Annotated in this window: 24 protein-coding genes; 10 read left to right on the top strand and 14 right to left on the bottom strand. The window is 67.9% G+C overall.

Annotation, left to right across the window (positions count from 1 at the left end; genetic code table 11):
• Nucleotides 1–180: 180 nt before the first annotated feature.
• Nucleotides 181–708: an NADPH-dependent FMN reductase gene (locus ACFCV3_RS25580; protein ID WP_376033838.1), complete on the bottom strand. Its 528-nt coding sequence runs from the start codon at nt 706–708 to the stop codon at nt 181–183.
• A 19-nt stretch (nt 709–727) separates the two neighbouring features.
• Entirely contained in the window at nt 728–1,105 is a 378-nt protein-coding gene (locus tag ACFCV3_RS25575) for a hypothetical protein (RefSeq protein WP_376033836.1), read from the bottom strand.
• 129 nt (nt 1,106–1,234) lie between these two features.
• Here ACFCV3_RS25575 and ACFCV3_RS25570 point away from each other — a divergent pair, with 129 nt between their 5' ends.
• The gene (locus tag ACFCV3_RS25570) at nt 1,235–3,472 is read left to right on the top strand and encodes a HelD family protein (protein ID WP_376033834.1); all 2,238 of its coding nucleotides are present in this window, start codon (nt 1,235–1,237) and stop codon (nt 3,470–3,472) included.
• Here ACFCV3_RS25570 and ACFCV3_RS25565 read toward each other — a convergent pair.
• Nucleotides 3,466–4,038: a hypothetical protein gene (locus tag ACFCV3_RS25565; protein WP_376033832.1), complete on the bottom strand. Its 573-nt coding sequence runs from the start codon at nt 4,036–4,038 to the stop codon at nt 3,466–3,468. The two genes, ACFCV3_RS25570 and ACFCV3_RS25565, sit on opposite strands and share 7 nt — an antisense overlap.
• Before the next feature lie 7 nt (nt 4,039–4,045).
• Nucleotides 4,046–5,806 (bottom strand): PHP domain-containing protein, encoded by a 1,761-nt coding sequence (locus ACFCV3_RS25560; protein WP_376033830.1) that lies wholly within the window; start codon nt 5,804–5,806, stop codon nt 4,046–4,048.
• Between the two features lie 176 nt (nt 5,807–5,982).
• On the opposite strand from ACFCV3_RS25560, the gene ACFCV3_RS25555 reads away from it, so the two are divergent.
• Complete coding sequence (locus ACFCV3_RS25555; RefSeq protein ID WP_376033828.1) at nt 5,983–8,466, top strand: glycoside hydrolase domain-containing protein; 2,484 nt, start codon at nt 5,983–5,985, stop codon at nt 8,464–8,466.
• Between the two features lie 240 nt (nt 8,467–8,706).
• Here ACFCV3_RS25555 and ACFCV3_RS25550 read toward each other — a convergent pair whose 3' ends face one another.
• Nucleotides 8,707–8,937 carry a hypothetical protein gene (locus ACFCV3_RS25550; protein ID WP_132413983.1) on the bottom strand — a complete coding sequence of 77 codons (231 nt, stop codon included), beginning with the start codon at nt 8,935–8,937 and terminating at the stop codon, nt 8,707–8,709.
• A 212-nt stretch (nt 8,938–9,149) separates the two neighbouring features.
• Nucleotides 9,150–9,911 carry an SDR family NAD(P)-dependent oxidoreductase gene (locus tag ACFCV3_RS25545; RefSeq protein ID WP_376033826.1) on the bottom strand — a complete coding sequence of 254 codons (762 nt, stop codon included), beginning with the start codon at nt 9,909–9,911 and terminating at the stop codon, nt 9,150–9,152.
• 95 nt (nt 9,912–10,006) lie between these two features.
• Here ACFCV3_RS25545 and ACFCV3_RS25540 point away from each other — a divergent pair, with 95 nt between their 5' ends.
• Nucleotides 10,007–10,588 carry a MarR family transcriptional regulator gene (locus ACFCV3_RS25540; protein WP_376033824.1) on the top strand — a complete coding sequence of 194 codons (582 nt, stop codon included), beginning with the start codon at nt 10,007–10,009 and terminating at the stop codon, nt 10,586–10,588.
• 5 nt (nt 10,589–10,593) lie between these two features.
• Here ACFCV3_RS25540 and ACFCV3_RS25535 read toward each other — a convergent pair whose 3' ends face one another.
• Nucleotides 10,594–11,427, bottom strand: coding sequence for a DUF3152 domain-containing protein (locus tag ACFCV3_RS25535; RefSeq protein WP_376033822.1), 834 nt, complete (start codon nt 11,425–11,427; stop codon nt 10,594–10,596).
• 177 nt (nt 11,428–11,604) lie between these two features.
• Here ACFCV3_RS25535 and ACFCV3_RS25530 point away from each other — a divergent pair, with 177 nt between their 5' ends.
• A complete protein-coding gene (locus tag ACFCV3_RS25530; protein ID WP_376033820.1) occupies nt 11,605–13,386 on the top strand; it encodes a protein-arginine deiminase family protein in 1,782 nt (593 codons plus the stop codon).
• Between the two features lie 148 nt (nt 13,387–13,534).
• A complete protein-coding gene (locus ACFCV3_RS25525) occupies nt 13,535–15,022 on the top strand; it encodes an LCP family protein (protein ID WP_376033818.1) in 1,488 nt (495 codons plus the stop codon).
• 2 nt (nt 15,023–15,024) lie between these two features.
• On the opposite strand, the gene ACFCV3_RS25520 is transcribed toward ACFCV3_RS25525, so the two are convergent.
• Nucleotides 15,025–15,789: an SDR family NAD(P)-dependent oxidoreductase gene (locus tag ACFCV3_RS25520; protein WP_376033817.1), complete on the bottom strand. Its 765-nt coding sequence runs from the start codon at nt 15,787–15,789 to the stop codon at nt 15,025–15,027.
• Nucleotides 15,786–16,352: a TetR-like C-terminal domain-containing protein gene (locus ACFCV3_RS25515; RefSeq protein ID WP_376033815.1), complete on the bottom strand. Its 567-nt coding sequence runs from the start codon at nt 16,350–16,352 to the stop codon at nt 15,786–15,788. Before ACFCV3_RS25515 ends, ACFCV3_RS25520 begins: the two co-directional genes overlap by 4 nt.
• Before the next feature lie 102 nt (nt 16,353–16,454).
• Here ACFCV3_RS25515 and ACFCV3_RS25510 point away from each other — a divergent pair, with 102 nt between their 5' ends.
• From ACFCV3_RS25510 to ACFCV3_RS25495, 4 genes are read left to right on the top strand one after another with little or no spacing between them, the layout of a single operon-like run.
• Complete coding sequence (locus tag ACFCV3_RS25510; RefSeq protein WP_376033813.1) at nt 16,455–18,032, top strand: ABC-F family ATP-binding cassette domain-containing protein; 1,578 nt, start codon at nt 16,455–16,457, stop codon at nt 18,030–18,032.
• On the top strand, nt 18,019–18,870 hold the full coding sequence (locus ACFCV3_RS25505; RefSeq protein ID WP_376033811.1) for a virginiamycin B lyase: 852 nt from the start codon (nt 18,019–18,021) through the stop codon (nt 18,868–18,870). Before ACFCV3_RS25510 ends, ACFCV3_RS25505 begins: the two co-directional genes overlap by 14 nt.
• Before the next feature lie 57 nt (nt 18,871–18,927).
• Complete coding sequence (locus tag ACFCV3_RS25500) at nt 18,928–19,836, top strand: UbiA prenyltransferase family protein (RefSeq protein WP_376033810.1); 909 nt, start codon at nt 18,928–18,930, stop codon at nt 19,834–19,836.
• 46 nt (nt 19,837–19,882) lie between these two features.
• A complete protein-coding gene (locus ACFCV3_RS25495; RefSeq protein WP_376033808.1) occupies nt 19,883–20,689 on the top strand; it encodes a phytanoyl-CoA dioxygenase family protein in 807 nt (268 codons plus the stop codon).
• Here the strand turns inward: ACFCV3_RS25495 and ACFCV3_RS25490 are convergent.
• The 3 genes from ACFCV3_RS25490 to ACFCV3_RS25480 all read right to left on the bottom strand — a co-directional run bounded on the left by ACFCV3_RS25490 (nt 20,663) and on the right by ACFCV3_RS25480 (nt 22,644).
• Nucleotides 20,663–21,013, bottom strand: coding sequence for a cupin domain-containing protein (locus tag ACFCV3_RS25490; protein WP_376033806.1), 351 nt, complete (start codon nt 21,011–21,013; stop codon nt 20,663–20,665). The two genes, ACFCV3_RS25495 and ACFCV3_RS25490, sit on opposite strands and share 27 nt — an antisense overlap.
• Nucleotides 21,014–21,097: 84 nt before the next feature.
• Nucleotides 21,098–21,682 carry a YdeI family protein gene (locus ACFCV3_RS25485; protein ID WP_376033804.1) on the bottom strand — a complete coding sequence of 195 codons (585 nt, stop codon included), beginning with the start codon at nt 21,680–21,682 and terminating at the stop codon, nt 21,098–21,100.
• On the bottom strand, nt 21,679–22,644 hold the full coding sequence (locus tag ACFCV3_RS25480; RefSeq protein ID WP_376033802.1) for a helix-turn-helix transcriptional regulator: 966 nt from the start codon (nt 22,642–22,644) through the stop codon (nt 21,679–21,681). Before ACFCV3_RS25480 ends, ACFCV3_RS25485 begins: the two co-directional genes overlap by 4 nt.
• A gap of 147 nt (nt 22,645–22,791) precedes the next feature.
• Here ACFCV3_RS25480 and ACFCV3_RS25475 point away from each other — a divergent pair, with 147 nt between their 5' ends.
• Nucleotides 22,792–23,964: a zinc-dependent metalloprotease family protein gene (locus tag ACFCV3_RS25475; protein WP_376033800.1), complete on the top strand. Its 1,173-nt coding sequence runs from the start codon at nt 22,792–22,794 to the stop codon at nt 23,962–23,964.
• A 57-nt stretch (nt 23,965–24,021) separates the two neighbouring features.
• Here ACFCV3_RS25475 and ACFCV3_RS25470 read toward each other — a convergent pair whose 3' ends face one another.
• Together ACFCV3_RS25470 and ACFCV3_RS25465 are read right to left on the bottom strand one after the other, a co-directional pair.
• Nucleotides 24,022–25,158 carry a cytochrome P450 gene (locus tag ACFCV3_RS25470; protein WP_376033798.1) on the bottom strand — a complete coding sequence of 379 codons (1,137 nt, stop codon included), beginning with the start codon at nt 25,156–25,158 and terminating at the stop codon, nt 24,022–24,024.
• Between the two features lie 65 nt (nt 25,159–25,223).
• Nucleotides 25,224–26,072: an NAD(P)H-binding protein gene (locus ACFCV3_RS25465; RefSeq protein WP_376033796.1), complete on the bottom strand. Its 849-nt coding sequence runs from the start codon at nt 26,070–26,072 to the stop codon at nt 25,224–25,226.
• Nucleotides 26,073–26,119: the final 47 nt, after the last annotated feature.

Below are 26,119 nucleotides of genomic sequence, written 5' to 3'. Positions count from 1 at the left end.
GTGTCGCCCTCCCGCGCACGTTTGGTGGGTGGACGTCCGGGATGGGAGGTTCCCCCACCGAATTCCGGGGTGGGAACCCCCAAGGCGGTGGGTGCACCCACCAAATGGCGGTCGACCGGGGCGCGGGGTGGGCGGGGGGCGGGGTGGGCGGGGGTTGGCGGGGGTGGGCGGGGGGCGGGGTTAGGACGGGTAGGTGGTGGTGGTGCGGGCTTCGCGGAGGGGGCGGGACCACCAGGCTAGTTGGGTGAGGAGGGCGTGGGCGGCGGGGTCGGTGGTGGGGTCCAGGGGGTTGCCGGTGGGGGTGAAGTCGGATTCGTGGAAGGCGAGGGTGTCGCGGATGGGGACGGCGTGGAGTTCGCCGAAGACGAGGCGGAGTTGTTCGGCGGCGCGGAGGCCTCGGGAACGGCCGCCGTAGACGACGAAGGCGACGGGTTTGGCGTACCAGGGGCGGCGGACCGCGTCGATGGCGGTCTTGAGGTCGCCGGGGTAGGCGTGGTTGTACTCGGCGGTGACGATCGCGATGGCGTCGGCCTCGTTGATGCGGGACGGCAGCGCGGCTACCGGTACGGCGCTCAGGTCGATGAGATCGGGCTTGAATTCGTCATGCCGTTCGGCCTGGCGTTCGAACCACCGGGTGACCGTGGTGCCGAAGCGGCCGGGCTCGAGGTTGCGGGTGAGCACGGCGAGGCGGAGCGGATGCACAGTCACGTCCGGGGACGCTATTACCTCAAGCCGACTTGAGGTCAAGCTGCCGGGTACGGCGGAGTGCCGTGATCGCCAGCACAACGGTCCCCACGAGCACAGCACCGACCACTGCGTTGTGGGCGATCGACAGGAGCGAGCGCAGCAGCAACCACTCGAAGGCACAGCCGGCCGTAGCGACCAGGACGACCCAGAGGCCCCCGCGGCGGCGCGCCACGAGCGAGGCCAGCGCGCCCAAGGCCAGCAAGGTGGTCACGAGGGCCGGGAGGGCACTGAAGATCACGACGTAACCGTGCGGATCACAGGAGGGCCCACAGCGCGGAGAGGACGCCAGGATCGGCTGGGCAACCGCGGCTACCGCCACGAGCAGCGCCGTCACGGCGTTGGCGATCCAGAGCTTCACAGCGTCCACTCTACGGAATCGCACACTACAAGAAATGGCCCGCACCAGATAAACTCAAGGATTTGTGGCTGCCACCGAGAAATGTATTCGGGAGCCAACAAAGACGCATTTTATCACAAGGGGTTTGAATTGCCGAATCCGGTCGACGCCGAACAAGTGCACCTCAGCACCTTCTACGCTGCGCTCGATCACGAGCGGGAGCGGACCGAGCGGCGTACCCAGGAAGAACTGCTGGTCAGCACCCGGAACGCGCAGGCGCTGAACCAGCGCGACGGGCGGATCCGCGACCTCGGCGTCCGGTTGGCCCGGCTGAACTCGGCCGAGGAGGGGCTGTACTTCGGGCGGCTCGACGCGGCTGATGGTGAGGTGCTGCACATCGGCCGGCTCGGGCTGCACGACGCCGACTACGAGCCGCTGCTGATCGACTGGCGCGCTCCGGCAGCCCGCCCGTTCTACATCGCGACCGCAGTCGCGAACCAGGGCGTCGTACGGCGGCGTCATATCCAGACGCGGTTGCGGAGGGTCGTCGACGTCCAGGACGAGCAGCTCGATCTCGGCCGGGAGGCCGCGGACGCGTCCAAACCGGGGACCGGCGTGATCGGCGAGGCCGTGCTGCTGAAGGCGCTGGATGCGCGCCGGACGGGCCGGATGGAGTCGATCGTGCAGACGATCCAGGCCGATCAGGACCGGATCATCCGCTCCGAACTGCCCGGAATCCTGGTCGTCCAGGGCGGTCCGGGCACCGGTAAGACCGCGATCGCGCTGCACCGCGCGGCCTATCTTCTGTACACCCATCGGGAACAGCTGGAAAAGCGCGGAATTCTGGTCGTCGGACCGAATGCGGCATTCCTGAAGTTCATCGGCCAGGTCCTTCCCTCACTCGGTGAGGACGGGGTCCGCCTCGTCACGATCGCCGAGCTGTATCCGGGCCTGACCGCGACCCGCCCGGAGGCACCGGAGAGTGCCGAGGTGAAGGGCCGCACGGTGATGGCCGCGGTGATCGAGAAGGCGGTCGCGGACCGGCAGTGGGTCCCAGACCAACCGATCGAGATCCGAGTGGACCGGACCACCCTCACCCTCGACCCGGAGTTCGCCCGCACGACCCGCGCTCGCGCCCGCCGCCGCAACCTGACGCACAACCAGGCCCGGCCGTTCTTCCTCAACGAGATCGTCGACGGCCTGACCGCGCAGTACTCCGACCTGATCGGCACCGACCCGCTCGACGGCGAGAACATCCTCGACGAGTACGACCTCACCGAGCTCCGCAACGAGATCCTCGCGGAGCCGAAGATGCAGGCGCTGTTCGACCAGCTCTGGCCGCAGCTCAGCCCGCAACAACTGCTCGAGGACCTGTACGGCGACGAGGAGCGACTCGCGGAAGCCGCACCCCAGCTAAGTGTCCTCGACCGCGAACACCTTCTCCGGTACGGCGCCGACTGGAGCCCGGCCGACGTACCGCTGCTCGACGAGGCGGCCGAGCTGCTGGGCGATGACGGGACCGAAGCCGCGCGCGAACGGGCTGCCCGGGCCCGCGCAATCGCTTATGCACAAGGCGCTTTGGACGTGCTGTCCGGTTCGGGGTCGACCGACTTCGACGAGGACGACGCGTCCGAGCTGCTGACCGCGAAGGACATCCTCGACGCGCAGATGCTTGCCGAGCGCTACGAAGCCGAGGACGACCGTACGCTGGCCGAGCGTGCGAGCGCGGACCGGCGCTGGACCTACGGGCACGTCATCGTCGACGAGGCGCAGGAGCTCACCCCGATGGCGTGGCGGGCGATCGCGCGACGTTGTCCGCTGCGGTCGATGACTGTCGTCGGCGATGTCGCGCAGACCAGCGCGATCGGCGGCGGCACGAGCTGGTCCTCGGCACTCGGCGAGACCTTCGGCGACCGCTGGCGCCTGGCCGAGCTGACCCTCAACTACCGCACCCCGGCCGAGGTGATGGACCTCGCGAACGCCGTACTGCACGAGGTCGATCCGACGGCGAAGCCCCCGCGCTCGGTCCGCTCGACCGGGGTCCAGCCGTGGCACGCGGATGTCCCACCGGCCGAACAAGCCTTGTACGTCTACAAGATGGCGTCCGAGGAGACCCAGTACGGCGAGGTCGGCGTGATCACGTCACGCAGCCGGCTCGAGCTCATCCAGGAGGCGGTCGACGGCCTGAGCGGTGTCACCGTCCTGACCGCGCGGGAGGCGAAGGGACTCGAGTTCGACTCCGTCCTGGTCGTCGACCCGGACGGCATCGTGATCGAGTCCCCGCGCGGACTGCGTGATCTGTACGTCGCTCTGACCCGCTGCACGCAGCGTCTCGGCGTGATCGGTGAGCTGCCCGAAGTGCTGGCCGACCGGGAGTGGAATCAGTGATCGGCGCAGCACTTCTGCTGGTGCTGGAGTTCGAACGGGATCAACAGGTTGCCGGCCGCCGGCTGTAACTGCAGCACGAGCTGACCATCCCGACGTACCGGACGCAGGAAGTCGAGCGTGTCGACCAATGCATCGTCGGTAATCGGCAGACCACCAAGCGCTTCCAGGTGGTCGATTCCGCAGCGACTGCGCAGCTCGGCCGCGGGCAGCACCCCGCGGCCGTGCTCGTGTCCGGGCCAGCGGACGACGCGGCCCGCCGTACCGAGTGCGGCTTCGACTGCGGCCACGTAGGCACCGCGGACGAGTTGGCTCGGTCCGGCGAGCTCTGGCTGGGACGCGCCCGGCCGGGTGATCGCCAGGCCCGCGCCCCGATCCGCGACGACTGCTCGGATCGGTTCGGCCAGGTCGGCGGCGCCGGCCAGCGACACCGCCACGTGCGGCCGGTCGCCGCCCACAATCATGTGGGTGCAGGCGACGACCGGCTGGTCCACAACCGCGATCAGTTCGTACAGCAGGTGGTCGGCCGCGGCCGTGTCCCTGCTGTCCGCGTCGACGGCGATAATCATCTTGGGATCACTTCGGCAGCACCCAGATCGGGTTCGTGTAGAACCACAGGTCGACCCACGGGTCCGCGTCGCCGACCACGTCGAGCGCCGGTCCGGCCGGGTCGACGGCAACACCGTGATAGCCGGCCTGGCTCCGGTTGCCATCCGTCCCCCGAACGCGGAGGTACGACGGCTCCTCGACTCGGCCGAGCGGATAGACCAGCTCGAACGTGCCGCGCTTGCCTGAGGTGTCCCACTGCCGGACGACCTTGGTCTTCGGCGCCGCGAAGGTGTCACGGTCGGCGACCGGACCGGTGACCGCGCCCTGGATCACGTCGACCCGGTTCAGCTTCGGGACGAAGTTCGCCCAGTTCGGCATCGTCTGGGTGGTGATCCGGACCACCAACTCGACCGGACGGCCCTTGCGAACCACGAGCGCGCCGCCGAGCGGTTCGCCGTACCGCTTGCCGACCTCGCGCACCTCAACCTCGACACCCTTGACGAGCATGCCGTGGTCGACCCAGACGCGGCCGTTGCGCAGGCCCTCCATCACCGAGAGGTAGTCGCGCCGGTCCGCACCGACGTGCGTGCGGCTGTAGAAGCCCGGCCAGAAGTCGCTGTTCGTCGGGAGCACCTGGTTGCCGTACACCGGGTCCATGTACCGGCCGTCGCGGTCGAACTGCTCCTGGCTGGAGCCGTCCGGGCGGCGGGCGGTCTCGTTCCAGTTGTTGTGCGAGTCGGAGTTCGCGCTGATCCACCACGGCTTGCCCTCGGCGAGCAGGCTGTCCCACAGGCCGCCGACCGTCGCGGTCATCCAGTCGAAGCCGCCCCAGGTGCGGTAGCTCTCCGGCGGGTACGCCGGGAACGAGTTCGCGTTCTGGGAGTTGCCGTAGATACCGCGGGCTCCACCGGGGCCGATGCCCTTCGGCAGACCGCCGGCCTGGTGACCGGGTGCACCCTCGAAGCCGACCGCGATCCGCGGGTCGGCGTCCCGCCAGTTGCGGATCTCGTGCGGGCTGTCGATGCCGTTGCGGGCCGGGTGGTTGGCCAGGAAGAGCGCGTCCGCGACGCGACGCTTGTCGACCTGCTGACCGAGCCACTGGATGCCGGAGACTGCGAGGGCCTCGTTGACCGGCGTGTTCGCACCGGCGCCCTTCACGCTGCCGTCGTAGTTGTTCTCGAACTGCTTGAGCACCTCGACCTCGCGGCTGCCCGGCGCGACGAAGATCGTGCCGTGCTCGGCGGCCGGGATGTTCCACTCCAGCCCCTGGAAGATCAGGGTGTCGCGCAGCTCGGAGCGCGCGGCCTTGATCTGCGGGTTCACCAGGTCGACACCGATCCGGGCGTGTGTCGCGCCACCGTGGTCGGTGATGACGAGCCAGTCCAGCCCGTACGCTGCCGCGTGCCGGGCCTGATCGATCACCCGGTACATGCCGTCGGAACTGAACTGGGTGTGGATGTGGTGGTCACCGGCCAGCCACACGTTCGGGCGGTTGCCGTGACTGAAGATCCAGCCGTCCTTCGGGGCGCTGGCGGCCGCGAACTGAGCGCCGGTGACGGCGAGGGCCGCCGTACCGCCGAGGATGCCGGCCGAGCGGAGCAGCCCGCGGCGGGAGACCTCGGCCGGGGTCAGGTCGCTGTCCGGCACCGACTCGTCGAGCGCGGCGAGCGTGGCCGCGTCCAGCTCGGTGTTGGGGTGGTGATGGTCGTGCGAGTGGTCGTGACCGTGTCCGTGGCCGTGACCGTGTCCGTGCCCATGGCCGTGACCGGCGGAGTGCGAGTGCCCCATCGTTACTTCCTCCTGACAAAGGGAAATCCGCCGGATCATCGCCTTTCCGGATGGACATCGGGTGTTGCTCCGGTGAACCGTTCGACGCACCTGCGACCGCGTCGCGACGGGAAGTTTCGGCATTGGTCTAGTCAGGTTTGTTGGCCTGGTCCGCCGGACGCTCGAACAATGACGGCATGAGACCGTCCAGACTGCTCGCCGCCGTCCTGGTCACGGCGACCATCACCGCGTCCACCACTCCGTCCATCGCTCACACCCAGCACTCCCAGGTGTGGGCGGCCCGCGCCGCGACCCACGTCTTCCCCGACTCGCTGCCGACCGACACCGGCGCCGGTACGACGCTCGCGCTCGACTCCGCCCGGAACGAGTTCGAGGCCGGGCAGGTCGTGATCCGCCGCGACCGTGCGTTCACCATCAAGCGGGTCAGCTTCACCCCGCTCACCGCCGGCTTCCGGCAGATCCCGCCGTCCGAACTGAGCTACAACTTCGTCAAGTTCACCGCGCTCAACCACAACTCGGTCTTCGGTGGCAACCAGTACGTCTATGCCCCGAGCCGGCCGGCCCCCGACGACTTCCCGGACGGCCTGTCCAACGACCGCTCGACCACGGTCGCGGCCAACCGGACCCAACCGATCTGGGTCCGGGTCCACATCCCGAAGTACGTCGCCGGTGGGGTCTACCGCGGCACGGTCCGGATCGAGACCGACCGTGGTACCGAGACCATCCCGCTGTCGGTGAACGTCCGGCCGGTGACGATCCCGGACACGAAGGACAGCGGCTTCACCGATGTCGAGTGGACGCTGTTCTTCGGTACGGTCTCGCACCAGCCCCCGCCCAGCGGCGTCGAAACGATGCTCGCGAATTACGGCTTCTCCCCGTTCACCCCGAAGTGGTGGAAGCTGATGGAGGACTACGCGGACCTGCGCCGCGACTACCGCAACAACAACCTGACGCTGCCGATGACCACGTTGCTGCTGGCCGGCGACACCAAGGTCGATGCCGCCGGCAAGGTTCATTTCGACTGGTCGAAGGTCGACCAGGTGGTGAAGTTCTTCACCGACCGCGGCACGGTCAGCCGGCTCGAGGGCTTCTGGGTGAACGGCGGTCCCGGCTACTCAACCGTCTGGGACGTCGAGACGCTGGTCCGCGACGCGGACGGCAGGACCGTGAAGAAGTACGTGCCTTGGACATCCGCCGAGGCCGACGACTGGATCCAGCAGTACGTCGGTGCGCTCCGTGACCATGTGAAGGCCAAGGGGTGGACGGACAAGTGGTGGATGCACATCGGTGACGAGCCGAAGGGCGAGTCGGGCGACAAGGGCTGGAACGGCATCTTCGACAAGGTGAAGGCCGTCTGGCCGGACGTGAAGATCGGCGACGCGACCTTCCACGACCCGGTCGCCTCCCAGGTCGCCGAGCGTGAAGACATCATGATCCCGAACCTGCTCAACTACGAGTGGAACCCGAAGACCTTTGACGCGGAACGGGCCAAGGGCAAGGACCTCTGGCTCTACAACTGCAACATCCCGACCCAGGGCTTCCTCAACCGCTTCATCGACCAGCCGGAGTACTACCAGCGACTGATCGGCTGGCTGGCCGCGGCGCGGGGCGCGAACGGTCATCTGCACTGGGCCTTCAACAACTGGAACATCTCGATGGACGACCAGGACGTCAAGGGTGACTTCTGGGTGGTCAATCCGGACCAGAAGCACAAGAACTTGCTGGAGCGGACCATCCGGCTCGAGTCGATGCGGGACGGGATCGAGGACTGGGAGGTCGTCGAGATCCTGAAGAAGACCAATCCGCAGTTGGCCACTGACCTGGCACTGGCTCTCGCGAGCAAGCCTGGAACGTTTACCGGCGACGTCACCTACATGGAGCGGATCCGCGCGCTGGTGCTGGATGCGGCCGCTGGTAAACCACTCGCTGCGCGGGACCTGGCTTCGACGATCAAGTCCGGTGCCCTGGCCGATCTCGGGTCGCAGCATCAGGTCGACGGCGTGTATCTGAAGTGGGGTGCGACGCATCCGGCCGAGTACACGATCCAGACCTCGTACGACGGAGTCAGCTGGGTCGATGCCGGGACGCGTACCAAGGCCGACGGTGGTGAGGACTTCGTGGGGCTGAACGCGAAGGCACGGTACGTGCGGCTGAAGGCGCCGGTGGACGGGTTGCTGACATTCAAGGTCGCCGGAGCGCCGCTGCCGCGCGAGAACCTGGTCGGCGGGCGCACCTACGACAAGTCCTGGGAGCCGCCGAAGGGCTTCCCGGACAGCACCCTGTTGGAGTCCACCGACGGCGTCATCTCCGACAACTTCGGTGACGGGCGGCCGTACGTCATCCAGGGTGGTGCCGGGGAGACGAAGTCGTTCGACCTCAGCTTCGATCTCGGGAGCCGCAAGACCGTCCGCGCAGTCGAGGTCCAGGGGTACGTCGAGTATTCGGGCTATCGTCCCGACACGGTCCGGGTGCTGACCAGCGACGACGGTGTGAACTGGACCGAGCGCGGTCCAGTGGTGAGTCGACCGAACGATGCCTCAGGCAACCGTTTCGAAGTGCGCTTCACCCCGGTCCAGGCCCAGCACGTCAAGGTCGCCTTCACCCGCACCTTCACCCCATCAGCCGACGGAGTCTTCCTCGACGACATCGAGGTCTACTGATCGACCCTGAACACAAACGTCCGCACCGGGCTGGGGAGACCGGTGCGGACGGTGAAAGGTATTCAGGAATCAGGCGCATTTGGTTGCTGAGAAATGCGGCGGCAAGTGAGGAGCAGAACGCCAACGCTCACTTGCCGCCGAACCGAAGTGTCTTTGTGGTCGAGGTGAGGTTCTCGGCCGGCCGTCGTCCGGGTGGGTTGTCTGGTGAGAAACGGACGACGAAAGAACTTCGGAAATCTCTCAGCGGGGTGCTACATCCCACATGCGCTCGCCGGGCAGGGGGTCGGGGAGCCGGTCGACAGCAGGCATCGGGTCGTTGGTGACCCGCAGTCCGGCGAAACGACGGCTCATGGCGTGGGCGTACCGCTCGGCCAACGCCGGCTCGGCGTTGTAGTCGGCGATCACATGCTCACCGAACCAGACCCGCACGCGACGGCGCTCGATGGTCTGGGTGGCGGTGGCGGTTGTCACTGGTCCTCCTGGCAAATTCTCGCGGTGATCGGCCTAAGGATTCGCGGGCGAGCGCGGTGACGATGCGCCGTAGGTGTTCACCGTCACATCAGATGCAACGGAGCATCAGAGCCGGAGGTCACGCACCGATCTCGATTTCTCCGAGTCCGGGCAAACTTTTTCGGACCGGCCGGACTCGAATTGTTCGAGCACATTTTCGACTTTAGCGATTTTTACCCGAACGGCCCGCGGACGGAGACGCCACCGTCCAGGACCAACTGCTGCCCGGTCGTGTACGCCGAGGCGTCGGAGGCCAGGTGGACAACGGCAGCCGCGACTTCTTCGGAGCGGCCGTAGCGACCGAGGGGGATCTCGTCGACCCATTCTCCGGTCGGGGCCGTATTCACGGCGGTGGCGATCGCACCGGCCGCAGCGACGTTCATCCGGATGCCATCGGCGGCGTACTCGGCGGCGACCGTCCGGGCCAGGCTGAGGATGCCGGCCTTCATCACCCCGTACGCCGCCTGCTCGGGTGCGGCCATGAATCCGGTGACCGAACCGACGCTCACGATCGAGCCACCGGTGCCCTGCGCAAGGAAGACCCGCAGGGCAGTCCGGACGGCGCGGGCGACGTACCGGAGGTTGACCTCGTAGATGGTGTCCCAGTCCTCGTCGGCCATCTCGTGCAGCTTCACCGCGGGGACGAACGCGACCTGTCCGCCGACGACCGTGACGAGGATGTCGAGTCCGCCGAGGCTCTCCACCGCACCCGCGACCATGGCCTCGAGGTCGGCGAGCGAGCGCACGTCACCGCTCACCGGGTACGCCGTACCTCCGGCGGCACGCACCTGGTCAGCAGCCTCGGCCGCTCGGGCCGGGTCGAGATCGGCGACCACCACCGCGGCTCCCTCGGCACCGAACATATTGGTGACCGCACGTCCGATACCGGCTCCGCCGCCACCGATGACCAGGGCACGTTTCCCATTCAGCTGCATGGCCGCGAGGGTAGATGACGATGGGTTCTGGATTCATAGGCTTTCCTCAGGAACGACACGCCGAGCTGTCGGAACGACTCCGTACGCTGGATCTCGTGACCATCGAAGACGAGGAAACCCAGGCCCTCGCGCTGCGCAGGCCGGCAGCGGACGGGGTTGTGGGATCGCCTGCCCCGGTCGAGCCGACGGCCTTCGCCGCCGTGCAGACCGAGCACCTGATCGGTGATGTCGGGGACGCGCTGCGGCTGCTCGACGCGGTCGAGCGAGTGCGCGGCCATGCCCATCCGCTCATCCTCGGCCTGCAGGACGCTGTCGGCCTGAAGATGCCGGCGGCCCTGGTGCTGAGCGCTATTGCGAACGGACGGAACACCGCCGAGGGCGTTGCCGAGCAGATAGGTACGACCACGGCCGAGGCCGAGCTCGCCATCTCCGACCTGGCCGCGCTCGGCATGGTCCGGAGTGGCCGGCAGGTCGTGGTCACCGCGCTGGGTCAGGCCCGCTTGTCCCAGCTGGACGGTCTGACCGTCCGCGTCCTCGATGTCGTCACCGGCATCCTCGGTCCGGACGACGCCGCCCACCTGGTCCGGCTGCTGCACACGGTGGCCGACGGTCTTGAGTCGGCCGCGGTCACATCCGGTCCCAGCCAGGCCCTACCGAACGTGCTGCTGCAGAACTAGATCTTTTAGGTGCCGGGGATCGGGTCGTTGTACTTGCCGAGCTGACCCCGGTAGAGGGAATCACCGCGGTAGGGCCACGCGTACGCCGTACAGCCGTGCAAGCCGAGTGTTTGCTGCTGCATGACTGGTGCGGGCTGGCCGACACCGGGGCAGAGCTGGTGGGCGTAGCCGAGGCGGTGTCCCGTCTCATGGTTGAGCATGTACTGGCGGTAGGTCGCCAGTGAGGCGCCATAGTTCGGGACGCCGTGCGCCCAGCGGGCGATGTTGAGCACGACCCGGTCGCCGATCCGGCAGCTCGTATAGCGATCCGGGGCGTAGCCGCAGTAGATGTCGCGGGTCTCCGGCGTGACGAACATCAGCCGAAAGTCGCTCTGCTCCCCCGGTCCGACCTGCTGGAACCGCCACTTGCCGCCGGTGGTCCAGCCCTGCGGGGCCCCGTACGTGTCCCGCACGAACTTGGCGAGCGCGGCCTGGTCGATGCCCTTGATCCCACCCTCGATGGCGATCTGGAACTTGAGCAGGTCTCCCGCAGTACCGATCACGCGGTGGTCCGGATCGGCGGGGAGCACGGTGAAGTTCACGCTGCCGCGCTGCGGATAGGTGATCGCCGGCTTGGGCCGCTGCGGGGTGGTCGACGACTGCGGCGGCGTCTCGGCCGGCTTGTCACCGGGGTCACCCTTCGACGCTGCGTTCCGCACGGGCGTCTCGGCACCGACGGCCGGCCGCTCGGGTTTGCCGCCGCGGTCGAACGGGCTGGCCGGGAGCTGGAAGAGCACTCCGGCGCCGACGACCGCCACCACGGCGAGTCCGGCGATCCTGACAGCAGTCCAGCGGCGCATCGAGTCCCTCTCCTCACGACACCCTGGCGGGTGTCCACTCACCTCCTCTTGCCTGGAAGGGCACAAACCCTTCTCACTCTGTGGGTGGAGATCGTTTCTCCACCTCCCGGTTCTGATACGGCCGTGTTAGATTCGTGGTGGAAAAAGCACGTCCGTATCATAAAAGGAGAAGCTCCGATGAGACGCTGGACCGCGGGCCTCGCCGCCGCGACCCTGCTCACCGCCGGAACCCCCGTGCTTGCTGCCTGGGGGGCGGCACCACCTGCGCACCTGACCGCCGACGTCAACCGCGACGGCCTGCTGACCGCGGCCGACGACGCCGGCCGGGACACCTGGACCGACACCCGCGGCGCGATCTTCCTGCCCAACCTGGACGACGACGAACGCCGCTGCACCGTCGCTCCGGCCGACTTGAACGCACCGGGGCGGACGGTCGACGACAAGCTCGCCGCCTGCAACGACGCCGCCGACGACCGGATCAACGGTCCCCGCGATGCCGCCGACCTGGCCCCGCTGAAGATCGATGCCCTACGCAACCTTTCCGCGACCGCGAGTGGGACGGTCACGATCAGCCCGGCGGACAAGGCACGCATCTTCGTCGCTGCGCGCCCCATCGGGAGCTTGACTGCGGCTCAGTTGCGGGGCGGGGTGCGGCTCGGGCTGGAAGGGCGTGACATCGTTCGCGACCCGGCGCGGTGGGACGGGCGGATCACGGTCACGCTCACGGTGCGCGACAACGGTCGGAGCAGCACGGACGTCGTACAGATGCGTGTTGCGCCGTTGATGCTGCAGAACGACCTGCAGCCGGCTCAGACCGTGCTGGCCGGCCGGCCGAACAACGGACCAGGTTGGTGGAACGGATCGCCGCCGTACCAGGACGGCGTACCGGGTGAGTGGCAGCCGTTCGCTCGGACGCTGCGTGCGGCGTCCAGCTCGGCCGGGGCGCGACTGAAGTTCGTCACCGGTACGGCGGAGGGCTGGAAGGACATGTGGTTGCAGGACACGTTCGAACCGGCCACCGCGAGCATGCCGGGCGTCGGCGGTCCGCACACGATGCGGATCCTGATCCGGTCCGGCAATGTCTGGGACTTCGACGGAGTCGCCACTCCGCGACCCGCGGGCCGGCTGATCTATCGGGACCTCCGTGGTCCGGACGTCGGCGTCGTCCAGGAGCTCGCCACGAAGGCCTCCCCCGGTCTCGACGACCTGCTGAACATGGGTGGCAACCTGGAGACGCTCCCGCCGTACGACGGTTATCCACAGGGGCGGATCGTGTACGGCGCGGGCGAGCGGCGGCCCGATCCGGCGTACCTGAAGATGGTCACGAGTCAGGGCTATCAGCCGCCGGTGGTGATCGATACGTCCTGGCTGATGATCGGGCATGCGGACGAGACCACGCATGTCATCCGGGCTGAGAACGCTCGCGGGTGGACGCTCGCGGTCGCCGATCCGCGGCTCGCGGCTCAGCTTCTGCGCGACGTGCAGAGGCGCGGCGGTGGGAATCAGCGGCTCTTCGCGGACACCAACTCCACGTCGAAGCCGACGGTCGACTCGCTCCTCGCCGCCGCCAAGCTGGCCGACAACGAGGCGGCTGCGCAGCACATCGACGAGCAGCTCGCGATCCTGCTGAAGGCGACCGGTCTGCGTGCTGACGAGCTGGTCCGGCTGCCGGTGTACTTCGACCGCGTTCCCGAGTACGGCCTGCTGAAGGCGCTGACGCCGGGTCTCGTCAACGGACTCTCGCTCACCGATCGGCAGTTCGCCGTACCGGATCCGCACGGTCCCCGGTTGAACGGGCGTGACGTCTTCCGGCAGACCGCCGAGCGTGCGCTCGCCCGCAACGGCGTCCGGGCGCACTGGGTCGAGAACTTCTTCTGGTCGCACCTGGGCGGCGGCGAGGTGCACTGCGCAACCAACGCCCTCCGCGACGTCTCCGGTGCAACCCCGTGGTGGTCGTGATGCCGGCCGCCACCTGGTGAGACCCATGACAGGAACAGGACAGGTTTCGGGAGGCAGCCGAACTTTTTGCGGAGTCAGCGAATCGTAGGGGTGGACGCGGTCGGGGGGCCGCGTCCATTGCCCTGTCGCCGGCCGATGAGTGGAGCCCATGTCCTCGAGGAGCAAGCCTGGGTCCCGTGCGCGACGGGCGAGGCGTCGGGAGCGGTCCGGGATCGGGGCGCTCGCGCTGGCGATCGTGGGGGTGCTGCTGCCGGGGGCCGGCTACCTGGTGGCCGGGCGGCGGCGCCTCGGGGCAGTGCTGGTCACCCTCAGCCTCGGCCTGTACGGCGCCGCCGCGTACCTGGCGCTCGCTCGTCGCGACGACGTGATCACGTGGGCCCTGAACCCCGACGTACTGCTCGGGATGGTGGTCGGGCTGGGCGTGATCGCGCTGTACTGGGTCGCGGTGCTGGTCACGTCGTACAAGATGCTCCGGCCACTGTCCGCCGGGCCGGGCGCGCGGCTGGCGGGGTCCGCGGTGATCGGGCTGGTCTGTTTCGCGATGGCGACGAGTACGGCGCTCGGTGCGCAGACGCTGATCGCGCAGCGGCAGCTCGTGGAGAAGGTGTTCTCCGGGACGCAGTCGAAGAGCCAGACCCGGCCGAAGATCAACAACACCAAGGACCCGTGGGCCCAGATCCCCCGCCTGAACGTCCTGCTCCTCGGCGCCGACGACGGCGAGGGCCGCGACGGCACCCGGACCGACTCGGTGATGGTCGCGACCATCGACACCCGGACCGGCAAGACCTCCCTGATCTCGCTGCCCCGGAACTGGATGCGGATGCCGTTCCCGGAGGGCACTGCGTTGCACAAGCGGTTCCCGACCGGCTACTGGGATCCGAACGGGCCGAAGGAACAGCCGAACTTCTACCTCGACGCGATGTACCGGATCATCCCCGCCGAGTACCGCGATCTGATCGGGCCCTCCGACAACCCGGGCGCCGACGTACTGAAGATGTCCATCAGCGAGGCGCTCGGCCTGAAGCTGCACTACTACGTGCAGGTGAACCTGGCCGGCTTCGCCCAGCTCGTCGAGGCCCTCGGCGGCATCACCGTCAACATCAACTACCGGGTCCCCGTCGGCGGCAACGACGACAAGAAGATCCCGCCCAGCCGCTACCTCGAACCCGGACCCAATCGGCACCTGAACGGTACCGACGCGCTCTGGTTCGCCCGCGGCCGCTACAAGGTCCTAGGTGCCGACAACGCCCGCCAGGCCCGCCAGCGCTGCACCGTCAAAGCCATCGTCGAACGCGCCACCCCGCAGAACGTCCTGGCCAACTACCTCGACCTGGCCAAGGCCGGCGAGAACCTGGTCCGCACCGACATCCCGCAGACCATCCTCCCCGCCTTCGTCACCCTCGGGCAGCGGATCAAGAACGCCCCCATCACCAACATCGACCTCGACAAGCAGAAGAACTACCCCAACGGCCGCAACCCGAAGTACGACGCCATGCGGCAACTGATCCAGCGGCACCTGAACCCACCGGCCAAGCCCGCCGCCCCGAAACCCACCGCCCCCTCCACCCGCAAACCGACCCCCAAACCCACCGCCCCCGACCTCAACGAGGCCTGCGCCTACCACCCGACCGGCTGAGGTCAGGCGTAGCGGACGCCGAGGCCGCCGTCGACCGACCAGTTGGCGCCGGTGACGAAGGCGGCGGCGCGGGAGGCCAGGAAGCAGACGACCTCGGCGACGTCTTCGGGGGTGCCGATGCGGTTGAGGGGGTGGACGGTGACGGCGTGGTCGCGTTCGTGGGGGAAGTTGGTGAAGAACTCTTCGAGGAGGTCGGTGGCGATGTAGCCGGGGCTGACGGCGTTGACGCGGATGTTGTGGGGACCGACGTCCAGGGCCAGTGAGCGGGTCATACCGACCAGGCCGGACTTGGCGGCGGCGTACGGGAACATGCCGGCGGTGGTGAGGGACGAGTGGATCGAGGCGATGTTGACGATCGCGCCGTGGCGGTTCTCGATCATGGCGGGCAGGACCTGACGCGCCATCAGCCAGGCGCCCTTCAGGTCGACGTCGAAGACGGCGTCCCACTCCTTGACCGTCATCTGGGTCGCGTCGGCGTACGCGTTCTTGCCTGCGTTGTTGACGAGCACGGTTGCCGGGCCGAGTTCGGCCGCCAGTTGCGTGACCGCTGCAGCGACAGAGGTCTCGTCGGTGATGTCGCCGACCACGGACGCGGCTCGCGCGCCGGTCGCCTGGAGCTCGGTGATGGTCGCCGCGAGCTGACCAGCCAGTACGTCGATCAGCCCGACCGCGGCACCCTCGGCGGCTGCCTTCGCGGCCACCGCACGACCGATCCCGCGGGCAGCCCCGGTCACCACCACGACTTCATCGATCAATCGCCCAGTCACATCCCCGAGGCTAGCCGGGCGTACCGGTCGGCCGCCGCCCGTGTCAGCGGTTGTTTGAGCAGAACGAGCTGGTGATAGAGCGGCCCGGTCGCCGCGACCACCATCTCGTGGGCGTCCGTCGTCGCCGGCACTTCGCCCCGCGCGATCGCTCGCTCGACGACGACGGCCGAGCGGCGGTAGCGGTCGGCCCAGAACGCCGTGAGTGCCTCCGCAGCTTCCGGCGTACGGAAGGACGCGGCGATCACGGCCTGGGTCACCGACGGTTGCTCGGTCAGGGCGTCGTACACCTCGCGATTGAGCGCGATCAGATCGCCCTCGAGCGAACCCGTGTCGGCGGGAGCCCAGTCGTCGTCGGTCTGCAACAGGTCGACAAGCAGCCCGGCCACCGTCTTCCACCGCCGATACACGGTCGTCCGGTGGACGCCGGATCGCGCCGCGACCCCGTCGATCGTCAGCCCGTCGTACCCGTACTCGGCCAGCTCGGCGGCAACAGCAGCCAGTACGTCGGCGCGCACGCGCGCAGTCCGTCCACCCGGCCTGCTTGCGCGATCGGTCTCGGTCATGTCATCATCTTAACGCAACATTCGTCGCATTAAGGAGTTGGCCCGTGATCTTTCTGACCCGCCGTTCGTCCGTCCGAACCCGCGAGAGTCAGGAGCACACGTATGTCTACCCAGCTGTCCTTGCACGAGGTCACCAAGTCGTTCGACCATCAGCTCGTCCTTGATCGGGTCAGCTGCGCCTTCCCGCCTGGGCAGGTCAGCGGACTGATCGGCGAGAACGGTTCCGGCAAGTCGACGCTGCTCCGGATCGCCGCCGGGCTGGAGCCGGCCGCCGAGGGCTCGGTGACCGCTGTTGGCAGCCTGGGCTTCCTGGCCCAGGACAACCCGCTGCCGCTCGAGCTCGACGTCGCCGCCCTCGCCGATCACGCGCTGGCCGACCTCCGCCGGATCGAGGCTCGGCTCCGCGCACTCGAGGCTCGCCTTGCTGATGGTGAGCTCGACGTTCTCGACGAGTACGGCGAGTTGCAGGCGGAGTTCGAACTCCGGGAGGGGTACGACGCGGACGCCCGGTTCGCGCGGGCCACCCACGGGCTCGGACTGAGCATGGTTCCCGCGGACCGCCGATTGGCGGAGCTGTCGGGTGGCGAGCTCGCTCGGTTGCACTTGGCCGCGGTCCTGGCCTCGTCGCCGGAGATCCTGCTGCTCGACGAACCAACCAACCATTTGGATGTGACGGCCGCGACCTGGCTAGAGGATCACCTGCGCTCACGGCGAGGCACGACCGTGGTGGTCTCGCACGATCGCGCGTTCCTGGAACGGGTCGCCTCGACGCTGTTCGAGGTCGACGGTGACACGCACCGGATCACGCGGTACGGCAACGGCTACCAGGGTTACCTGGTGGAGAAGGCGGCCGAGCGGGCGCGGCTCGAACAGGCCCGGCAGCAGTGGGAGGACGACGTCGCCGCGATGCGCGCCACCGTCCGCACCACGGCAGACCGGGTTGCCTATGGGCGGCCGATGAAGGACAACAACAAGGTCGCCTACGACCGCGCGACCGGCCGGGTGAACGAGGCGGAGCGCAGCAAGATCCGCAATGCCAAGGAGCGACTGCGCCGGTTGGAGGAGGATCCGGCACCGATTCCGGCCAAGCCGTTGCGCTTCACCGCGTCGCTGCGGACGACCGGATCGGCGGCCGGGCTGAGCGCAATCGGAGTCGCTGTCGAGGAACGGCTCCGGCCGACCTCGATCGACGTACCGGCCGGTGGCCGCCTGCTGATCACCGGACCGAACGGCATCGGCAAGTCCACCCTGCTCGACGTCCTCGCCGGCCGGCTGCAACCGGACTCCGGGTACGTCGAACGCCGCGGGCGGATCGGCTATCTCCACCAGGCGGCCACCGAACCGCGTCCCGACGAACCGCTCCGGACGGCGCTCGCCCGTCATCAGGGCGCAGCCGGGCTGGGGTTGTTCCGCGCGGACCAGCTGTCGACGAGGGTCGGCGACCTGTCCACCGGACAACGCCGCCGGCTCGCGTTGGCCCGCCTGCTGAGTACGCCGTACGACGTGCTGCTGCTCGACGAACCCACCAACCATCTGTCGCTCGTCCTGGTCGAGGAACTGGAGGCAGCGCTCGACCGGTACGCCGGAGCGCTCGTCGTGGTCAGCCACGACCGCCGGTTCGTCTCGCGCTGGCGCGGCGCCGTTCTCGATCTGAAGGAGTCCTGCCTTGTCACACACTGAAATCTCTGGTCCGGGTGAGGGCCCGTACGGCGTCGCGATCGTGGCCGGTGAAGTGTGGACCACGCTGGTGCATGCCGGCGCGATCGTCCGTTCTTCACGGTCGAGCCAAGAGCGTTATGACCTGGGCGCGCCTGCCGCACGTCCGATGGTGATCACGGCCGGCACCGACGGCGTCTGGTTCACCCGGAGTGGTGACGATCAGGTCGGCCGTATCGATGCCTCCGGCAACATCTCGGCCATCGCGGTCCCAGGCGCGCCGTACGGGATCTGCGTCGGACCCGACAATGCCTTGTGGTGCACGTTGATGAGCACGGATCAGGTCGCGCGGATCACGGTTCTTGGGGAAGTGACGACGTACCCGATCGGGGTTGCCGGTGGGTTTCCGGCGATGATCACTGCCTCCTCCGGTGAGCTGTGGTTCACCCTGAACCAGGGCAATGTGATCGGGCGGATGACCACGACCGGCGAGGTGACGACGTACCCGTTGCCGACCTCCGGTGCAGGGCCGGTCGGGATCAGCGCCGGCCCCGATGCGGTCTGGTTCGTGGAACTGCAGGCGGATCAGGCTGGGCGGATCGGCGCGGACGGGAAGATCGAGGAGTTCCCGTTGCCGCCGGGGTCGAAGCCGCATGCCGTGGTGGCGACCGCGGACGGCGGGTGCTGGATCACGTTGTGGGGTTCGGGTTCGCTGGCGCGACTCGATGCCTCGGGCACGGTGGTCGAGGTGCTCGAGCTGGGCGAAGGGTCGGAGCCGCACGGGCTGGCCGTCGACACCGATGGGTCGGTGTGGGTCGCGCTCGAGAATGGTTCCCTTGCTCACATCCACGCTGGAGAGTGAGGGGTCTCACGCGTCAGAGGGAGGTGTGGTCCGGGTTCGCAGGAGGAGAGTGGTGGTGTGGCCACCACCGCGATAGCCCGGACAGTACCGCACAGGGTTCGTGATGTGATCGCGGTCGGGCGGCCGGCGTTCTGGGTCGTCTCGATCGTGCCCTACTACGTAGGCATCCTGCTCGCGACGCGGGAGCTGATCCCGCCGCTGGAGGAGTGGCCGCGGCTGATCGTCGGCGCGGTCGTGATGGGCCCGCTGGTCTGGCTCGCCGTCCTCGCGGTCAACGACGCGTACGACCTGCCGAGCGACCGACTCAACCCGCGCAAGGCGAAATCGCCCTTGCTGGACGGGCGAATCACGCTGCGCGCGGCGAAACGGTTGGCGTTCGCGGCCGCGGTCGCAGCGGTCGGGATCAGCCTGCATGTCGGGGTCGTCTTCGCGCTCGGTGTGCTGCTCGCGGTCCTGCTCGGCTACGCCTACAGTGTGCCGCCTGTCAGGCTGAAGACCCGGGCCGGATTCGATGTCGCGGTCAATGCGCTGGCCCTGGGCGCCTTCGGCCCGCTGGCCGGCTGGGCCGCGATCAATCCCGACCTCAGCGACTTCCCGTGGCTGATGGGTTTACAGGGGACGCTCGCCGCCATTGGCCTCTACCTGCCGACCACGCTGGCCGATCTGGACGCCGACCGCGCCGCCGGGTACCAGACGATCGCGGTCCGCTACGGCGCGCGAACGACGTACAGACTCGGGTACGGCGCCTGGATCGCGGCCGCGGCGTTGTCCGTGATCCTGGCCGCCACGGACACGATCATCCCGCGCAGCATGCTGGTGCTCGAGGTGGTGATGGTGCCGGTGCTGGTCGTCGCCTACCGCAGGCTGATCGGGCCGCGGCAGTCGTTCAGGGGGATCATCGTGCTGGCGTCGCTCTTCCTGTTCCCGTGTGCCACCTTCGCGCTCACGTATACCGGGACGATTTGATCAGTGATCTTTACAACGACGGAAACCCCGGGGACCCTGGGGTCCCATGACTGTTACCCGCTCCGAGCTCGAAGCCGGCTACACGCTCAGTCAGGCTGATCTCGCGCACTTCAAGCAGCACGGCTTCGTGAAACTGAAGAACGTGCTGAGTCCCGAGACGATCGCGGCGTACGAACCGGAGATCACCGGGAAGGTCATCGAGCTGAACACCCAGCACGTGCCGCTGGCGGAGCGGGACACGTACGGCAAAGCATTCCTGCAGGTCACGAACCTGTGGCAGCACAGCGAGAAGGTGCTGGAGTTCGTCTCCTCACCACGGCTCGCGAAGATCGCCACGCAACTGCTGGGCGTGCGATCGGTCCGGCTGTACCACGATCAGGCGCTGTACAAGGAGTCCGGCGGCGGCGTGACGCCGTGGCACGCCGACCAGTACTACTGGCCGTTCGCGACCGACCGGTGCGTGACGGTGTGGGTGCCTCTGCAGGAAACGCCGATGGAGATGGGGCCGCTCTCGTTCGCCGCCGGTAGCCACACCTTCGAGCACGGCCGCGACCTCCCGATCAGCGACGAATCCGAGCGGGTACTGCAGAAGACGCTTGCTGAGCAGGAGTTCCCGGAGGTGTCCGAGCCCTTCGAACTCGGCGAGGTCAGCTACCACCTCGGCTGGACGTTCCACCACGCGCCACCCAACACCACCGACGTACCGCGCCGGGTGATGACGATCATCTACGTCGACGCCACCATGGAGATCTCCGAACCGGTCAACGACGCCCAACGCAACGACCTGTCCTGGATGCCGGGCACCGAACCGGGTGACGTCATCTCCTCACCCCTGAACCCGGTCCTCTACTAACTCCAGCAACGGCTCCTGCCCATCGGTCACCGGGAAGTAGGCGAGGAACGTGACACCGTCCGGACCTGCGTCGAACCGGATGAGCTCGTCCGCCGGCTCGTAGAAGAGGTCCCCAGGCTTGAGCACGACCTCGGCCTCATCGCGCAACTGATAGATCGCCGACCCGGATTCGATACTGCCGAACACCGGCCCGTTGTGCGTGTGCACCCCGACTGCAGTGTCCGGCAACATCGTGATCCGACGAGCCTGCACCCGCCGAACCGGCAGATCAGCCGGAAGCACCTGATCAAGAACAACCTGCCGAGTAATCGCTTCTACGCTCATGCCGAGCAGTGTACATACCAATAGGTACAGAGTGTGGGCCGGACCGCCAGGCTGGTAGGAGCGCGCGTGCCCGGCGCGAGGGGACTACAGGGATCGTTTTTGGGGGTAGATGGTTTCGCCTCGGGATAGTTGGTCTACGAACTGGGTTATGCGGCGGGTGCGGGTTTCGGGGCGTTTGGCGCTGTTGACTCGGTGGACCACGGCGAAGCGGTTGGCGCTGGTGAGGATGTCGAACATGGCCTGGGCTTGGGGTACGGCGGCTATGGCGGCGGCCAGGTCGGCTGGGATCTCCAGGTTGGCGGAGCCGCTGTAGGCGTTGGCCCAGCGGCCGTCGGCTTTGGCTCGGTCGACTTCGGCCCAGCCGGCTGGTTGCATGCGGCCGGCCTTTTCGAGGCGGGCGATGTATTCGACGTTGCGTTGGGACCAGGTACTGCGGGCGCGGCGGGGGGTGTAGCGCTGCAGGAAGGTGAATTCGTCGCGGGTCTTGCGCTGGCCGTCGATCCAGCCGTGGCACAACGCTTCGTCGAGTGCGTCGGAGACAGCGAGGCTGGTCGGCGTGGTGACGTTCTTCTTCGCACACACCAACCAGACACCGTCACTGGTCTGGTGATTCGCAGCGAGCCAGTCGTGCCAGGCAGCTGCGTCGGCGAGGATCAGTTCGTCCGTCATCGGGGAGTCTCCTGGAAGCGGGTGGCGATGTGGTGGGCGGCTTCGATCAGTTCAGGGGGCCCGACGAGCTCCAGATCGCACTCGAACATGGCGAATCGGGCGGCGAGGCCGACCCAGGACCAGGCCGTCATGGTTACCCGGCAGCTGGTCGCCGTGACCTCCTCGACCATCGTGTCCTGTCCGGACCACGGCGCGACCTCGCTGGCGGGGACTTGCAGCACTGCCTCACCGCGGCAGGGGAACTGCTCCTTCGTCTTGAACTGCCTCGAGATGTACGTCGCGACATCCGCGGCCGGTAGTTCGCGCGGTGTGAACCGCGGCCCGGTCGGCGTCTTCGGCGTCATCCGGTCGACCCGGAACGTCCGCCAATCCTTACGATCCAGATCCCAGCCGATCAGGTACCACCGCCCACCCCAGGTGACCAGGTGATGCGGTTCCACCTTCCGTGGCGGCAACCACTCCCCCTCGGGCGCACCCGGTGACTGGTAGTCGAACCGCAGTACCTCCTGCGCCCGAACAGCCATCCCGATCGCGATGAGCTGGTTCGAGTCGACCGTCGTACGGCGGTTCGGGTATCGGTCGATGGTTGTCACCTGGAGCGCGTCGACCCGCTGGCGCAGCCGCGCGGGCATCACCTGGCGAACCGTGGCCAGCGCCCGCAAGGCACCTTCCTCGATACCGGTCACTGTGGTGGTCGCGGTCTGCAGCGCGACCGCGACCGCGATCGCCTGGTCGTCGTCGAACAGCAACGGCGGCAGCTCGGCGCCGGCGTCGAGCCGGTAGCCGCCGTCCGGTCCCTTGATCGCGCGCACCGGGTAGCCGAGATCGCGGAGGCGATCGACGTCGCGGCGGACCGTGCGGGCGCTGACCTCGAGTCGGTCGGCGAGCAGCGCGCCCGGCCAGTCACGGCGCGCCTGGAGTAAGGAGAGCAGCGAGAGCAGCCGGGCTGAGGTTTCGGACATGGGACCAGCTTGGCATCAATAGCGGTCAGGTTCTGTCCGCCATCCCAGCTGACCCAAATGGGCCATGGCGCCGATCGGTCTGTCCGAAAGTGAGCGGAATCACCTACGGTATCGGGCAGATCACCACCCGCCCGCAAGGAGATCTGTATGAGGCCCCGCCCTGCCTTTTTGACTGTGTTCGGTTCCCTCGCCGCTGCCGCGCTCGCCGCGACCAGCGCCGTGGCCGCCGTACCGTCCGACGGCCCGAACATTGCCCCGCCCGTGTCCCAGGCGGTCCTCGCCACCGACACCGACGGCGACTCGCTGCCCGACATCTGGGAGACGAACGGGTACGACGCCAACGGTGACGGCGTCGTCGACGTCGACCTGAAGGCGATGGGTGCCGACCCGAAAAAGAAGGACCTGTTCGTCGAGATGGACTACATGTCCGGCCGGCTGGCCACCACGGCCGCCCTGGACCGGATCGTCCAGGTCTTCGCGCAGGCCCCGGTCAGCAACCCGAACGGCACCACCGGCATCAAGATCCACCTCGACGCCGGTGCGGCGCGGGGTGCAGCGTACAACCTCGGTGGTGGCAACCAGGTCCCCTACGACGCCGACCTGAACCCGGCCGCCTCGCAGACGACGGCGATCAAGAACACCCACTTCAAGTCCGCCCGCAAGGCCGTCTTCCACTACATGCTCTGGGCCGACAGCTACGGCGGCGGCTGCAGCAGCGGCAACGCGTTCGCGATCCCGAACGACACGTTCATCGTCACGGTCGGACCGAAGTGCAACTGGAACGCGACCGACAACACCAACGTCGGCACGTTCATCCACGAGCTCGGCCACAACCTCGGCCTCAAGCACGGCGGTTCGGACCACGGCAACTACAAGCCGAACTACCTGAGCGTGATGAACTACTTCTTCCAGCTCGGCGGTGTTCCGCGGGCCAACGGCACGCTCTACTGGAGCTACTCCAACATCGCCCCGGCCGCGCTGAACGAGACGAGCCTGAAGGAGGCGGTCGGCCTCGGCGCCGTGGCCTCGGCGTACAAGACCAGCTGGAAGTGCCCTAACGGCACCAGCCGGACGACGACCGGTGCCGCCAGCGGCCCGATCGACTGGAACTGCGACGGTGACGCCACCGACACCACCGCGGCCGACATCAACGACGACAACGTCAACAACACCCTGACCACCCAGAACAACTGGGCCAACATCACGTTCGGCGGCGGCGCCGTCGGTCAGGGTGCGAACATCCAGCCGAAGACCGCTCCGGCGGAGCTGCAGGAGATGACCCGCGAGGAGTGGACCGAACTCCAGCACAACCACAAGTAGCTCTCTGAACAGCAGAAGGCCTTCACACTCAGGTGGGTGTGAAGGCCTTCTGCTGTACTACCAGGTGACGGGCAAGGCCTCGATCCCACCGGTGAACTGATTCGGCCGAGCAGTCAACGCCTCCGCCGGTACGGCGACCGCCAGGTGCGGGAAGCGTCGGTACAGCTGACTGAACAGCACCTGGAGTTCCAGCCGGGCCAGCGGAGCGCCGATGCAGAAGTAGGGTCCGTGGCCGAACGCCACGTGCGGATTGGGCTGCCGGGTGCTGACGAATCCCTCGTCGGTGCCGACGACCGCCGGGTCCTCGTTCGCCTCGGACAGTTGCAGGACAACCAGGTCGCCGGCGGCGATCGTGGCCTCGGGAAGCTCGATCGGCGCGTTCGCCCAGCGCGGCAGCCCGAACGCTTCGCCGTCCCGCACCGTGTTGCCCGGCAGCGGCATCGACGAGCGCAGAATCTCCTCGACGGCCGCTGGGACGAGCGATGGGTCGGCCCGGAGCGCCTGCTGCTGCTCCGGATGCTTCGAGAACTGCAGGATCCCGGTGTCGATCGCAGTCACCGTGGTTTCGTGACCGGCGAACAACACCCCACCGCCGAGCGCCGCGGCCGCGAACAGTGGGAATCCCTCCGGGTCCTCGAGGTGCGCCGCTGCCAAGCTCGACAACAGATCGTCGGACGGCCGCTCCAACCGCTGTGCGAGCAGACCACCGATGTACTCCGCCAACTTGGTGTACCCGGCGATCGAACGACCCGGGTCGATCATGTCCGCGGTGTCCTCGGACCACCCCCGGAACCGATCCCGATCCTCTGGCGGCACTCCCAGCAGTTCGCAGATCACCAACGCGGGCAGCGGAAACGACACCACCGCGTGGAAGTCGGTCGGCCGGTCTCGCTCCGCCAGATCATCCAGTACGGCGGTGACGAGCTCCTCGACCCGCGGCCGGAACTGCTCCAACCGCCGCGCACTGAACCACGGCCCGAGCAACTTCCGCATCCGCTGGTGATCCGCGCCGGAGGTCGGTGTCTCCGGCGCCGGCGGCCCGAACACGACGGACTCGGAGTACTTCGGCGCTGTCGACGGATCAGGATGCGTGCGCCCGAGCCGCGGATCCGGCAGCAGCGCCTTCACGGTCGGATAGTCGGAGACGAGCCAGGCCGGATCCCCGGCAGGAGTGACCGTGCGGCGGATGCTCATACATCGATCAAAACATTGCTGCGACCGACTCGCATCATCTTCCGTGTCCGCCCGATCACCGTGGGTCATTCAGCCCAGATTCCGGTGGTCGCGGTTTCGCGGGCCCAGTCGGTGAAGTCGCGGGGCTCGCGCCCGAGGACCTGCTGGACGCCGTCCGAGACGTACTCCGAGCGGTGGTTGCGGATCACCGCGAACAGGTCGCGGACCGCCTCCGAGTCCTCCGGGGTCTGGCCCTGCTCGATCAGTTCGGCGATGTGCTGCTCGGGGTCGAGGTCGACGTACTTGATCGGACGGCCGGTCGCAGTGGTGAGCTCGGCGGCGACCTCGGCCATGGTGAGGACGCGCGGACCGGACACCGCGATGGTCGCGCCGGTGTAGGCCTGGTCGAGCAGGGCCGCGGTCATCACGTCGCCGACGTCGTTGGTGTCGATCCACGCCTCGCCACCGTCGCCGGCCGACAACCGGATCTCTCCGGCCAGAACGTCGTACCGGAGGAAGTCCTCGCTGAATCCCTGGGCGAACCAGGCCGGCTGGATGATCGTCCAGTCGGCGCCACTGGCCTGTACGGCGTGCTCCAGGCCGAGCTGGCCTTCGTAGACGGCGAACTCGCGGCCCGGGCTGCCGACACCGCGGCCGGACAGCAGGACGATGCGGCGCAGTCCTTCGTCGGCCGCCTGCTGCACGAAGCGACCTGCGGCGGCGAGTCCGCTCGGGCCGACCGGCGGTGCCAGGTACGCCGTGTCTGCGCCGGCGATGGTCGGTGACCACGTGCTCTCGTCGTACCAGTCGAAGCGCAGCGCGCTCGATCGGGAGGCGAGGCGGTAGGGGATCTGGCGGTTGTCGAGTTGAGCTGCGACGCGACGGCCGGTCTTGCCTTTGCCGCCGAGGATGAGGATCTCGTTGTTGTTGGTCATGGCTCTAGTTCATCGCGAGAAATTGAGCTTAACCATGGCTGTTCAGC

This window comes from Kribbella sp. NPDC056345, assembly GCF_042262745.1.
In the GTDB taxonomy this organism is placed as follows: domain Bacteria; phylum Actinomycetota; class Actinomycetes; order Propionibacteriales; family Kribbellaceae; genus Kribbella.
This window is presented reverse-complemented; position numbering and strand designations above follow the sequence as displayed.